At 43.4% G+C, this 13621-nt stretch carries 10 protein-coding genes and 1 riboswitch; of the genes, 2 read left to right on the plus strand and 8 right to left on the minus strand.

The genetic code is table 11. From position 1 onward, the window contains the following. Window positions 1-2: 2 nt before the first annotated feature. The 7 genes from addA to CGZ90_RS04350 all read right to left on the minus strand — a co-directional run bounded on the left by addA (window position 3) and on the right by CGZ90_RS04350 (window position 11004). Window positions 3-3746 (minus strand): helicase-exonuclease AddAB subunit AddA, encoded by a 3744-nt coding sequence (addA, locus tag CGZ90_RS04320; RefSeq protein WP_379675183.1) that lies wholly within the window; start codon window positions 3744-3746, stop codon window positions 3-5. Continuing rightward, a complete protein-coding gene (addB, locus tag CGZ90_RS04325) occupies window positions 3740-7234 on the minus strand; it encodes a helicase-exonuclease AddAB subunit AddB (RefSeq protein WP_205727368.1) in 3495 nt (1164 codons plus the stop codon). Before addB ends, addA begins: the two co-directional genes overlap by 7 nt. 139 nt (window positions 7235-7373) lie before the next feature. Then, entirely contained in the window at window positions 7374-8309 is a 936-nt protein-coding gene (locus CGZ90_RS04330; protein WP_165766762.1) for a GGDEF domain-containing protein, read from the minus strand. A gap of 220 nt (window positions 8310-8529) precedes the next feature. Next, window positions 8530-8617, minus strand: a riboswitch (cyclic di-GMP riboswitch). Window positions 8618-8695: 78 nt separating this feature from the next. Further along, on the minus strand, window positions 8696-9349 hold the full coding sequence (locus CGZ90_RS04335) for a protein kinase family protein (protein ID WP_094251092.1): 654 nt from the start codon (window positions 9347-9349) through the stop codon (window positions 8696-8698). Between the two features lie 135 nt (window positions 9350-9484). Next, entirely contained in the window at window positions 9485-9844 is a 360-nt protein-coding gene (locus tag CGZ90_RS04340; protein WP_094251093.1) for a YhjD family protein, read from the minus strand. A gap of 29 nt (window positions 9845-9873) precedes the next feature. Further along, window positions 9874-10083, minus strand: coding sequence for a hypothetical protein (locus CGZ90_RS04345; RefSeq protein ID WP_094251094.1), 210 nt, complete (start codon window positions 10081-10083; stop codon window positions 9874-9876). 78 nt (window positions 10084-10161) lie between these two features. Further along, window positions 10162-11004, minus strand: coding sequence for an STAS domain-containing protein (locus tag CGZ90_RS04350; protein WP_165766763.1), 843 nt, complete (start codon window positions 11002-11004; stop codon window positions 10162-10164). A 147-nt stretch (window positions 11005-11151) separates the two neighbouring features. Here CGZ90_RS04350 and CGZ90_RS04355 point away from each other — a divergent pair, with 147 nt between their 5' ends. After that, window positions 11152-11547 carry a DUF2243 domain-containing protein gene (locus tag CGZ90_RS04355; protein WP_094251096.1) on the plus strand — a complete coding sequence of 132 codons (396 nt, stop codon included), beginning with the start codon at window positions 11152-11154 and terminating at the stop codon, window positions 11545-11547. Here the strand turns inward: CGZ90_RS04355 and CGZ90_RS21025 are convergent. Beyond that, the gene (locus CGZ90_RS21025) at window positions 11516-12646 is read right to left on the minus strand and encodes a peptidoglycan-binding protein (RefSeq protein WP_276206755.1); all 1131 of its coding nucleotides are present in this window, start codon (window positions 12644-12646) and stop codon (window positions 11516-11518) included. The two genes, CGZ90_RS04355 and CGZ90_RS21025, sit on opposite strands and share 32 nt — an antisense overlap. A 489-nt stretch (window positions 12647-13135) precedes the next feature. On the opposite strand from CGZ90_RS21025, the gene CGZ90_RS04365 reads away from it, so the two are divergent. Then, on the plus strand, window positions 13136-13558 hold the full coding sequence (locus CGZ90_RS04365; RefSeq protein ID WP_094251098.1) for a MarR family winged helix-turn-helix transcriptional regulator: 423 nt from the start codon (window positions 13136-13138) through the stop codon (window positions 13556-13558). The last annotated feature ends 63 nt before the right edge of the window (window positions 13559-13621 follow it).

Below are 13621 nucleotides of genomic sequence, written 5' to 3' on the forward strand. Positions count from 1 at the left end.
TATTATTTCATTTTCAGCGTATGGCCGCCGTCAAAAAAGTATAAATAAGCCTCTTTAACAGGAGCTTTTAAAATTCTGCTGATTGCTTTTTCATATAATGAAATTTGCACGGTATAACGGTTTCTCAGAACATTTTCAGCTTCTTTATACCCTCCTGCAAACCGGTTTGTAATGCCATCGGTCTTGTAATCTATGAGGATATAGCCGTCTTCCTCGCGAATCAGGCAATCGATCACTCCTTGAACTAAAACCTTTTCTTCTTCGTCTCCTTTAAACTTCGGGTTTACTTCTGTTATTGGGAGAGACATGCTGAATGGAATCTCTCTCCGTAAATCGGCAGACTGTTTCACTCGTAATCCAATCGGGGATCGAAGAAATGACAGGATAGCAGACACATTGATGTTTTCAGCCTGCACTGTGGTTAATATTTCTTTTGCTGTCATTCTTTGAATCTGTTCTTTTATTTCTTGTTCAGTTTCCGCTGAGTGATAGTCCAAGTGCTGCATAACAAGATGCATCGCTGTTCCCGATTCAGCTGCATTCATTGATGTTCCGCTCATAAAAGCAGGACGTTCGTGCAATGGCTGCCTGACAGCGGCAACTAAATCGCTGCTGCTGTATTCATCCCTCACCTGATGCTGCTTTTTAATTTCTGTAACAGATTGCTTCGATCTTGTAGTGCTTGATAGGGAGAAATTATAGGTCCACTGCAGCCTGCGCCTCACTTCTTCTTCATTCTCTGAGCTCAGCGGCACAGGCATTTTTGATCTCACTAGGTTCAGTAATTCTTTTTCCTGCTCTTCTAACACGGCTGTCTCTTCATACGATTCCGCCTGAAGCATAGTCACTTTCCAGTCTGTTTCATGGATGTATGGCTCCCCTCGTCCTAATGCTGAAGCAGGCAGGAGATCTCTTAATGGTCCGCTGTTTTTATGACGGATGACAGACGGACCAATCCAGTCCAAATAGCTTTTCGCCTGTGAGCGCAAATAATCAGGGAGCATCCATTCTTCCTCATATAAAGCGTCTTCCCAGCTTTCTGCGGATTTTGCTGCCTCGTTTACTGTTCCAATCATATATAGCTTTTCTTTTGCTCTCGTCATCGCAACGTACAGCACTCGCATCTCTTCAGCGATCAGTTCCATTTTCTTGCGCTGAGCGATGGCCAGCTTAGGCAGTGTAGGATATGTTACCCGATACTTCGGATTGATGTACCTTGTTCCAAGTCCAAGCTCTTTATGAAGTAGGACGTTTTCCTTTAAATCCATCATATTAAACTGTTTGTTCAGTCCTGCAACAAAGACAACAGGAAATTCAAGCCCTTTGCTTTTATGAATTGTCATGATGCGGACAACGTCCTCTTGCTCTCCAAGAGCGCGCGCTGCACCGAGATCCTTTCCGCGGTCCTGCATTCTTTCTATAAAACGAAGGAACCTGAACAGCCCACGGTAAGATGTTGACTCATATCCCTTCGCACGGTCATATAATGCCCTCAAGTTTGCCTGCCGCTGTTTGCCGCCAGGCATTCCTCCTGCAAAGTCATAATAGCCGGTTTCGCTGTATAAATTCCATATGAGATCAGAAAGCGCGCCGCTTCTCGCCCGCACTCTCCATAAATCCAGCGATTCAAGGAAAGCTCTGAGCTTGTTCCTCCAGCGTTCTTCTCCTTGACCTGCAGCTAGTTCTGCTGCTTCATAATATGATCCTGTTTTCTGCGATAAACGGATCAGAGCCATCTCTTCACCAGTCAGTCCCACAATAGGAGACCTCAGTACTGCCGCAAACGGTATATCTTGAAGCGGATTGTCGATCACTTGAAGCAAAGCCATCATGACTCTTACTTCAACTGCATTAAAATAGCCAGAAGAAAGTTCTGCATACCCAGGTATTCCTTGCTGTTTAAACTCTTCCAAAACTGCCGGAGCCCACACTTGTGTTGCCCGCAGCAGAATAACGATATCCTTATATCGGACTGGCCTCATCAGCTTCGTCTGCTTGTCAAAAACCATATAAGGCTGATTGCCGTCTGCCCCGACGAGCTGCTTGATTTTTTCTGCCATTACACGCGCTTCTAGAATAACCGTTTCAAGTTCGCTCTTTTCACTTTCTCCTTCATCTTCTCCCTCTTCATTTAAAACAGGCTTGCTTTTATTGATAAGAATAAGCTCTGTTTCCGAACCTTCAGCGTCTGGATAATAAGAAGCGCCGTGCTTCAATTCAGCATCAACGTCATAATCAATTTCTCCGACGCGCCGGTCCATAATTTGCTTAAAAATAAAATTAGATGCATGAAGAACATCTTCACGGCTTCTGAAGTTTTTAGATAAATCAATTTTCAGCCCGTTTCCTCCGGCAGATGAAAAAGATCGGTATTTTGATAAAAACAGCAATGGTTCAGCAAGACGGAACCGGTAAATTGACTGCTTCACATCACCAACCATAAACAGGTTGCCTTCAGTGCCATCTTGGCAGACGAGTCTGATTATTGATTCCTGCACGAAATTCGTGTCCTGATATTCGTCCACAAGCACTTCAATAAAACGCTCGCGGTATTCTTCCGCCGCTTCTGACGGAACCGGATGCTCCATCTTAGAACCATGACCTGAGAGGACTTGAAGACAATAATGCTCGAGATCTCCAAAATCAGCGATTCCTTTTTCCCTTTTCGCGGCACTGTAACGTGAGCCGAACGCCATTACTAAAGAGGACAGCTCTTCTACAACCGGAGCCATTTCATCAAGATGTGCCAGAAACGAATCAGGATGGCGTTCAAAATAATCTTCTTTTATTTTTGACGTCTTCTTTTTGATCCCATCGCGCATTTTCTTTACTTTTTCCTTGAGTGATTCATCCCCGTCAAACCCTCTGACTGTTTTAAGCTTGGCGAATTCTATTGTTTGGAACGCATCATAAAGGGAGCTCCATGATTGAGAAGAAGACAGCAGCTTCTCTATTTCAGCAGCATCGCTTTCAAGCGCAGGAACATAATGCTCCGGTCCGCCAGGTGCTTGAGCTGCATCTAGCGCTTTATTGGCGTATGCCTTTAAACCAGCAAGCTGCCTTGTGATGTCTGTTAAAAGTTCTCCTGTCCATGGCAGATCATCAATTGATGCACCTTCTGTTTTATACTGTGCAGCCATCTGCTGCAGCCACCCTTCAGGATCAGGATGGCTGCGTGAGAAATCGTAAAGAGAGAGCACGAGCTTCTGCAGTTCCATGTCATTGCGGTCAGAACTATAAGCATCTACAAGTGCATAGAAAGAATGTTCTTCTCCCTTGCTGTACTCTTCTTCAAAAAGATCTTCAATCACTTCCTGCCGCAGCAGTTCCGCTTCCGATTCGTCAGCAATTTTAAAGCCAGGATCAAGGTCGGTCAAAAAATAATACTTCCTGAGTACTTCAATACAGAAGGAGTGAAGCGTTGAGATTGAAGCTTTGTTCAGGAGGCTCAGCTGCCTTCTTAAATGCAAAGATGATGGATGATTCTTAAGCTCCTGATCCAGTGCCTCACCGATCCGCTTTCTCATTTCGGCTGCCGCTGCATTAGTGAATGTTACGATTAACAGTCTGTCAACGTCAGCGTGTTTGTCTTTGATCATAGAAATGATACGTTCAACAAGGACAGCGGTTTTTCCAGACCCTGCTGCAGCTGCGACTAGAATATTCTCCCCGCGCGCAGATATCGCAAGCCACTGATCATCTGTCCAAGATGTTCCTTCTGGCTTCGGTATTAATGTTTTCACAATGCTTCCCCTCCTTCTTCAGATATTCTTTCAATGATAACCTCGTCTTTTTCGTTCTTCAGTTTACGATATCCGTTCTCTTCAAACGTTTCATCAAACTGACAGACGGATTTATAAGAACAGTACGTGCAAGGTTTTTTATTTTTTAAATCATATGGAGAAATTTCGATATGTCCGTCCGATATTTCCGTCCCTATTTTCTTTACTGTTTTCTTAACATAATTCCTTAGATGATGGAACTGCTCTTTTGTAGCGATGGAACTTCGTTTATGAAAGCCCTTTTGGGTAAGCTCAACAGGAATAATGTCCGATTTCTTTTCCATCGTGCTATCCATCAGATTGATCGCATCGCTGTCCGCAAGCACGAGACCTTTCATCTTGAATTTTTTGTACACTTCTTTCTCAATTTCCTCTAATGTAAGCAGCTTCTTTTGTGCGAGCAGCGGGTTGTGTACATGAAAATAAAGGACACCTGCTGGCACCGCTTCTTCACCGAGCCACCTGCCTGAATGTGTGACCGCTACATCCAGATATGTGAGCATTTGAAGAGCAATTCCATAGTAGACTTCACTTAAATTGAGGCCAGTCGAGCTCGATTTATAATCGATGACACGCAGCATCATCCCGTCGCTGCTCTTGGCTGTATCGACTCTGTCAATCCGGCCGATGATTTCCATCTTCGTCCCGTTTGGCAGTTCATATACGAGAGGCGGAAGCTCTCCGCCTCTTCCAAATCCGAGTTCAAGACCTGCAGGCGCAAAGCCGCTCGCTCTCGCATGCTCACTTAAAATAAAGGTTGCTTTCCCTACGACATCCTTCAGCTTCCGCTTAATATACAGAAGTCTGTTAGAGCTTAACAATATTTCGTGCTGAAGTTTAGGCGCGAGGAGATCGACCATGTCACCGGCAATCCGGAAGCATTCGTTCTGGGACAAATCCTGCCACTTCATCCCTCGGCTGTCGAGAAAATCGCTCATGTTTTTCAGTGCAGCATGAAACAGCTGGCCGATATCCGGCGCTTCGAGACGGTAGATTTCCCGCTCTCTAAGCTTCAAACCATACGAGGCGAACTGCGAGAAAGGGCACGAGGAATACAATTCCATCCTTGAAATACTTGCCGAAATTGTGGTACCGTACAACTCCTCTGCAATTGGCTTGCTAAGCCTGTTTTCCTGATTTTTAAAGAACAGACCGGAAAGGACTGTTTCAGCAAAAAGCCTTGTCGATTCATTATTCATGCTCCAGTTATACACCGACCACCATTCATCCGCGATGCCATATCCTCTCTTCCATTCACGAAGCTTTCCGTTTAAGTATGATACGGCTTTTTTCGGGTGCTGGATAAACGATAAATCATCCTCCCACTCAGGCTCATTCTTCCAGAGTATTTCATGCATCCCTGGAAAAAGAGACTTCAGCCTTGAAATCACCATGGACGGCTGCAATGTTTTTCCTTCTTCATCCGCCAGCGGGTAAGAGACATACAACCTGTCAGATGCATTTGTAAGAGCGAGATAAATCAGAAACTGTTCGTCCAAAAGCTGTCTTCTGCTGCCTGGAGCCAGTTCAAAGCCGTTCTGTTCAAGCATCTCCCTGTCGCTTTCTGACAGCAGTCCGCCTTCCTGCGGACGGGCTGGAAGTACGCCGTCATTCACTCCTAAAAGGAAGTGAACCTTCACATCTGTAAAGCGTGACCGGTCAACAGTACCGACAAGCACTTGATCAAGAGCTGGCGGAACAAGAGAGAACTTCATGCTTTCAAGTCCTGTATCCAGCATTTTTGTCCATAATGAGATAGAAAGCTCTTCGTCTCCTGCCATCTCGACCATCTCATCCAGCAGGTTCAGGACCGCGTTCCACACCTGGCCATGCTCACGTGCCTCTTTCAGCCTCCCTCTTCCCTCGGCCTTCATTCTTAGTGACTCAAGCTTGGCGGGAACCTCTATTCTTTCTAGGAAATAAAACAGCGAAGTGCAAAAGTCTTTGACACTGCTGGCAGATGAAAGGTCCCTTGAAAGCCGTTTAATAGGGGCTACAATCATTTCTCTCAGTTCGTTCAGCTCGTTTTCCTTCTGCTGATCTGAATCTGTCCGAGACGCTTCTCCTTCTTCCAGCCCTCGAAACCTCACATACTTCCAAGGCTTCGGGTCTGTCCACCGATTTCCTTGGATGCCCAATGCGAGACAATAGTTTTCCAGCTGATCCATGCCTTTTCTTAGTTCTTTTATCGTTTTCGTACGGTCTCCAGGATAGAGGAGTTCCGTTTTCACGGCTCTGAATACCGCTTCATAACGCCAGTTTTTACTGATGATATCCAGCACAGAACGAATCAGCTCTACTAATGGATGGTGCAGCATAGATTTCTTCTGGTCAATAAAAACAGGAATTCCGTACTCTTCAAAAACAGTTTCAATAACAGACTGATAGGCAGAAGGATTACGGACAGATAAAGAGATGTCACGGAAACGATAATTATGGTCACGGACAAGCTGTAATATCTCTCTTGCCGTACCTTCTGCTTCTGCTCTTAAGGATACAGCCCCAGCCACTGTAAGGCCTGACGTTTCATATGAAGCAACTTCGGGCCTCGTGTCAAAATGACGTTCAAGATGCGCGATTGCCGTACCTTTAAAACGTTTTGGCATGCTGAACAATACATCATCTTCAAGCTGCACCGCATTTTCTCTCGCCATGTTTGCCAGCTGTACATAGGTTGTGGATGTCATATGAAAAAGATCCAGTTCATGTGGAGCTAATGAAGCTGAATGAACATCAGCTGTCAAAGCGATTGTCACTCTTTTGGCATATTTCATGAGCATTGAGAGCACTTCTTTTTCCTGCGGTGTAAAAGAGTGGAACCCATCCAAGTAAATCTCGCATTCTCGTATGTAAGAGGAGTACGGGATCTTTTCTGCGAGCAGACGAAGGTAATCCTCTGAATCTACGTAATGATGAGCAAGAGATTTTTCAAGGTCGCTGTAAATCAGACCAAGGTCAGAAAGCTTATCCATCAGGACGTTCTTCGAGCTCTCTTTTCCAGTAAAATGAAGGAGTGAGCCTGCGTGTCCGTTAACTTCCTCCGGTGTTACGCAGTAACGTTTCAATTCGGTCAACATCATTTCAAGCAAATCGTAAAAACCTGTCTGATCGGACGCTTTCTTGAATATTTTCAACTCTTCTCGACGATGCTCGATAATTTTCCTGAGCATCATATGAATACCCGTGCTCGAGATATGGATTCTGGTCATACCGCCTGTGTCACCGAGAACTTTCCAGGCAAGCCGCGAAAAACTGAAAACCTGAGCCCTCATCATTCCGTTTATTCCAGGCGTTGAAGCCAATTTATATTCCGACTGAAAGGTCATCTGATCAGGCACTAGATAAATGACAGGATCACCTGCCGGGTCATCTGCCAGACGTTCAATAATCTCGTTCATTATCCGCTGTGATTTCCCAGTCCCGGCTCGGCCGAGCATAAAACGTAAACTCATTGATTTCACTATCCTTTCAGCGCCATTCTTATCTTTACATTATCGCATAATGCGGCACACAGCAAAACAAGCGTTCGCAAAAAAGACTGCTCCTTTTTTTGTCAGGTGCAGTCTCTCTATTTACTATTTGATTTCGTGTTCAGCCTTTTACACGCCTTTTCCTGTCGTACATCCTTTTATCGGCCAGATGAAGGTAGTCATCAATCCGTTCGCACGCATCAGGCTTCAATTCAATTGCCCCATATGCAAGAGATATGTATTGTTTCCAATCAAGCAGCTTTGAATCAATCTCTACCGCAGTCTCATACGCTTCGTCCTCTGAGACTCCCGGCAGCAAGAAAACAAATTCATCACCGCCGAACCTGAATCCGTACTCTAAAGACTGTTCCTGCGCAAGTTCGGCAATACGGCAGAGCAGTTCATCGCCCTTGTTATGCCCGAACTCATCATTCACATACTTAAAATTGTTCACGTCTAGCATGAGCAGCGCCAATGGCTGTTCCATCTGCTCCGCATCCTGGACCTTTTCATCCAGACAGTCATAAAAATAGCGGCGGTTGTAAAGATTTGTTAACGGGTCGCGAATGCTTATTTCTTTCAGGTCCATAAACTGCTGCGAACAGAATCCGCTCAAAAAACCCGTTAAAGAATGGTGACTGATCTCGTTCCAGCGTTCGAGCACAGACATCTGCACATGGTGTTCCTCGAGTTCAAGCAGCTTTTTGACTTCTCCAAGCACCGCGTTCCGGATGCTTTTCGTAAAGCAGCTCAATGAACGGTAAGGTATTGTCTGATGTTTGACAAACTCAATCCCCGATTGAAAAGCGCTTTCTTCTGACTTTTTCAGGAAAGCTCTGTATCGGTGTTCAGGCAGAAAAACACCCCTGCAGTTTGCCTGCAGCATTTTATGAACAGTTAATTCATAGGGAATTTGTGAAGATGAATGAATAAATAGATCAAAGTAATTCGTCATCCGTAGTTCTCCAAGATGGTGATCGATCATGATGGGGATGGCTTCGACATGCTTCTTGTACAGTTTCTTCCGCAAACTCTGCCAATATTTTTCCTTAGCCATATAAAATCCCTCAAATCTTCGTTTGATCAAAAAATCTGTATCGTGCCAGAAGCACATTAGAAAACTTGGCTGACTGCAATCTTTTAAGTCAGCTTTAGTTGCGCTTTACCTTTCTAACGACGTCAATTCTCTTCATTGCTGAAAGGTTACACTTTTTTGACGTGCAAAAAAACTGCATCCCAAAAAGGGAGCAGCTTAATCAATCAGCATTAGCGTCCCCTCTGGCAACCCGGCTGCCTTAGCTGCTCAGCAGCATTAGACCCGTGGCTTTGCGTCCCATCCTTTCAGATGGTTTGCCTTGAAACAAAGGAAATATGGTATTTATAGTCATTATATCCTATAAAAGGGTAAAGTTCCAACTATTTGTTTAGTTCTTTATTCCTGTTTTAATCAAACGTCCTTTTTATCATTTTATACCATCTGTATCCAATACGAACTCCGTTCAGTATTGAATAAGGAATCGATAAAGGCAAACGGTATAATGAACGAAGGTACACCTTGTTATATGCCAGCTTTAAATCTTTCCATTTGCCGCAATCCTCTTTGATCAGAAAATCGGAAACATCAACAATGACACCCTGTCCCTCTGAAACCATGACGTTCTTGCCATGAACATCGTGAGGAAAGAGCCCTCGTTTTCGTGCATATTCAAGTGCATGATCAATATCTTCAATAATTTTCGGCTCGATGCGTATCCCATTATGAACACAGTCAAAGAGTGTCGTACCGAAAATTCGTTTCAGTATCAAGAAACGATCTCCGTAGTAATGACATTCTGAATAAGCAGGGTGGCTTCCCAGCCTGCCGTATACTTCTATTTCATCTTTAATACCCTCAACATCTCTTCCGTATATTTTTACAACATAATCCTTATAAGTGGGATGTGCGAATACAGCAGCATAGTTGCCGCACCCTAGTATTCTCCATGGATCCGGACAAGAAACAACCGCAACAGGATCATTTTCATCGCTGCTGACGATGACTGCACTTCTGTCCAGATCTTCTGCAAGCTTAATAAAATGCTGCAGTACCTCTGTCATACTTCCCGACCTCAACTTTCCGTTCATTGCCTATTTCTTTACTAGTGTATACACTCATCCGCTGAAAAGTCGCCTATTATTTATTAAATAAGAAAAAAAGCTGTGCCAAAATTGGCGCAGCACCTGCCGCTTGCTTTAAACACGGTTTTTTAAAAGGAATCGCTCCAGCAGAATCTCGGCTTTGTTGCGAAGATGTACGTTTGGAAACCGCATTATTTCACGGTAGCCTCTAATAAAAATTTCGTACTCTGTTACATCTTCAAGTCTTTTAGGGTCCATCACTTTTATCCTTTTGGCCATCATCTTTTTTCTTGTTTCATGTAGTTCCATGCTTATGTCATCCATCACTCGTTCGATCAGCAGGATATATGGCCGCTTAAGCTTGAAAGGGGAAGTTTGTATGACTTTCAGGTCACGGTCAAATATCGTAAGCAGCATCGGGTACATGATAAAAATATCGATTAATCCACGGTCTTCTTCTGTGCCGTAAAGCACGCTGATCCCTCCGTTTGCCCCAACAGTCTTTAGGAAGGCGGAAGCTGGTATGCCGCTGACAGGACGTTTTCAATATAAAAAGTCCGCACCTGCCTGCGATGGAAGCAATACGCTGAAAATACAGTTTCATTAAATGATATAGGCGAAACTTTACGTTGTGTCAGAAATCCTTCTTTAGATAAATAAATCATCTCAAATGGCATTTTGCCTCTTAAGCAGCGGTTTAATACTTCCTTCAATGCTTCCACCTACCTTTCTTAATACATATTATATGCGAACGTACGTTCTTTTAACAACTAGAAAAAAATGCCTGATTGTCAGGCAAATGTTCTTCGTTCAGGGTGCTGTGTGAAGCCATATTCTTCTAATTCATTATGCAAGCTTCCTGCAATTGATAACCCGTCAAAGCTGATGCCGAGCGAAACGACTGTCTGGGCAAGTTCCGGACGCATTCCGCTGAGTGTCACTTCCACACCGAGAAGCTTCAAAGAGTTGATGACTTGAAAGAGATTGTGAGCAACCATCGTATCGATAACCGGTACACCGGATAAGTCAATAAACAATCGTTCCACCTGATATTCCATGCACTTTTCCAGTGCAGTATCCATGATCAGCTTGGAACGGTACGTATCAATCGTTCCGACCAGAGGCAGGATTGCAAGATTTTTAGTCAGCCTTACAACAGGGACAGAAAGCTCTTCGATCGCATCTCTGGCTAAGCTGAGGATACGGTTATTGTAAGCTACATATGCAACACTGAAGGCTTGAACTGTTTCGTCAAGCAGAGGATCGACTACTGCTGCAAGATCAATAACTGCTGATCCGCTGAGATTAAATTCATCCACTTGACCCTTAAAGAACTCCCAAATAACAACCCTGTAGTATCTTGTGCTTTCTAACGCCTGATCAAGAGGTATGTCGTATTTAACAGCAAGTTCTCCAGTTTTTTTTCCCCAACCTTGAAATCTTGCTGCAGAAACATTTTCCTTATCGGAAAGTACTTCCCCAAAATATTGAAATAGTTCTGCCCGCGCTTCTATTATCTCGTCTGTCACCGGTCCAGCCGATCTACCCTCTTCACGGATAAAATCATCGATTCTTTTTGCTAGAAAATTTTTCTCTAGTATGAGCTTTTCTCCAATAAGCTGAATGGCATCCATGTTCTCACCCCTGTTCATTTAAACCTCAATATAAATAAACTGATTTTATATATTCCAAATTGGTTACTTCCCTGTTTTCTTTCTTCTTAAACATTGCAGGCTAGAAAAATATAGTATGATAAAAATAAAAATATTTGAGGGTTGTCTATGAGCAGAAAATGGTTACTTACAGGTGCAGTTCTTTTTTTAACAGCCGTTCTTCTTCCATCTGAGAAGGCGTTTGCGTTCGGATTTGAGGCAAAGTCGCAAGGAGAACGTATTGGTGCGGTTGCTTTTGGAATTGTTCTTCTTATCATCATGCTTTTTGCGGTATACAAAGCGTTTACCCGTTCCTTTTTTAACGGTTTTGTAGCTGCGATTGGCTTTTTCTTGAGTGTAGATACAGTGGTGTTTCACTGGATTTTCCAGCTGCACCGCATAACAAAAGGACCCGAAGCAAATATACTTGAGCCCATATTTGTAGTGATTGGCGCCATATTTATCTGGTACGGTGTAAGATCTGAGAAAAAGATTAGTCGTCCTTCCTCTCACTCTTCACAATAACATCAAAGCCTGCCTTTTTTGCCTTTTCTGCAAGTGCAATAGCGTTCTCTTCAGAGGAAAACGCACCAAGCTGGACTTTGTACACAAAGTCTGATGCAGGCACTTGAGCTCTTGGGGTCGGCTTGCGTGCTCTTTGCGCTTTTTCATCAAGTGCTTTTTGAAGTTCTTTTTTTGTTTCGGTGCCTGCAACCCCATCAGCTGCGATGCTCCGTTTCCCCTGAAACTCGCGGACAGCTTTTTCTGTCAATTCTCCAAAAATGCCATCGGCTGCGCCAGCTTTAAACCCAAGAGCGTTCAGCTTGCTCTGCAGATTTCTGACATCTTCTCCGATGCTCCCCCTTTTAAGAATTCTTTCATTGCTTCTTGCTTCAAGTGCTCTTTGAATCGCTCCAACCGTCTGTGGACCAGCTTTCCCGTCAACCGTAATCCTGTAAGACCGTTGAAATGTGCGGACTGCTGTTTCAGTCTGCAGTCCAAATATCCCGTCGATCTTGGATTTATAAAACCCTAAATCAGCAAGATCTTCTTGAAGTTTGCGGACACTAATCCCCTTGTCGCCTTTCGTTAATAAGCTCATCAGCTTTTCTTCAGCTTTCACCCTTTCCAGTTGCTCTTTCACATCTGTGATAAAGCCTGTAAACGTTTTCCCATAACGCTTAAATGCGTTAATTGGATCTGTACGCCTGGATGGATCGATCTGAAAATGGCCTTTAATCTGCAGTTCAGGGTTCCAGTTATATTGCCTGCATAAGTACGCAAAATACCAGACATACCTTTCATATGCCTCTTCAAACTTTATATTTCCACCCCAGCACAGTTCGACCCCGGCGGCCCACTCATTTGCATCAGAAACATTCTGCCTCACGTGATATGCTTTTTCATTCAGCGGAATGATAACAAGTATGTCTTGATCATCAATAAAAACATGTGCAGAAGAACTTAAGTTTCTGCTGTTAAAATAACGGTAATTGTCCATGGCAGATGAACCTGGATTGCCAGTATCATGAGCGACACTGTATCGCGGAATGCGGTTTCCGCCTGGTCTCTGGCCCCATTTCGAATCAATGTACATGTTCGTAATAGGATATTTCAATCCCAATATCAACACCTCCATATTGGTTTACTGTATTGTATGAAAAAGAGACAAGCATGCTTGTACACTTGTCTCTTTCTCTAGTAAATAGGCTGCATCACGAAAAAAGAGTCTTTAAACACTCTAAAAATTATGTTGTTTCTATAAAAATAAACAGATCGGTTAGTTATCTCTGAACCAGCAAAAGTCTCATACCTTTTGCTTCAATCAACATTATCAGCAGTTCAAAAAAAAAAACCAGCTTCAGCAGCGTTAAGCTGAGAAGCTGGTTCTATACTTGATATGTAAAAAATAAAAATTAAAATCCAGGCTGTGCTTTTGTGACTATGACATATACCCAATACAGCACACCGATAAGAAAACCGCCGCCCAGCAGTAGAAAGAACAAAGTAGAATTTTTCATTTTTTTGATGACCTCAAATCATTATTCTTTTTTTCATTTAAAGATTATCATATAATGGAGAATACAACAAAGGACAAGGATGTTTAAAATCGATGGGAAACCAAAACCGAACAGATTTAACCAATGAGCTGGAGCGCAGCTTCCGCACCGTCTTCCGTACGTTCCGAAAAGAAGTGAACGATCTATTTGTAGATTATATTCCAGGCAATGAATTTGCTGTGCTTAAGGCTCTATATGATAACAGCCCTCTTATGGCTTCTGAAATTGCGGCTGAGATTAAAGTGTCATCAAGCCACATTACGGCTGTAACGGATCGTCTCGTAAAGAAGGATTTAATCGTAAGAACACGTTCTGAAGAGGATCGCAGGATCGTCAATCTTGAAATCACCCAAAAAGGAAAGTCTGTGGCGCAGAAAATGGAGGATATCAAGCACCAGTACTTTACCGAAAAGTTTAATAGGCTTACATCGGAAGAAATGAAAGCAATGAATGTCCTTTTTAACAAGCTGCTGTAATGGCAGTTCATTTTTTGCACACATACTTCACTTTGTTAACTATTTATATTGTGAATGGAGGTT

It is taken from the genome of Fictibacillus aquaticus, from assembly GCF_002245695.1.
GTDB classification, from domain to species: domain Bacteria; phylum Bacillota; class Bacilli; order Bacillales; family Fictibacillaceae; genus Fictibacillus; species Fictibacillus aquaticus.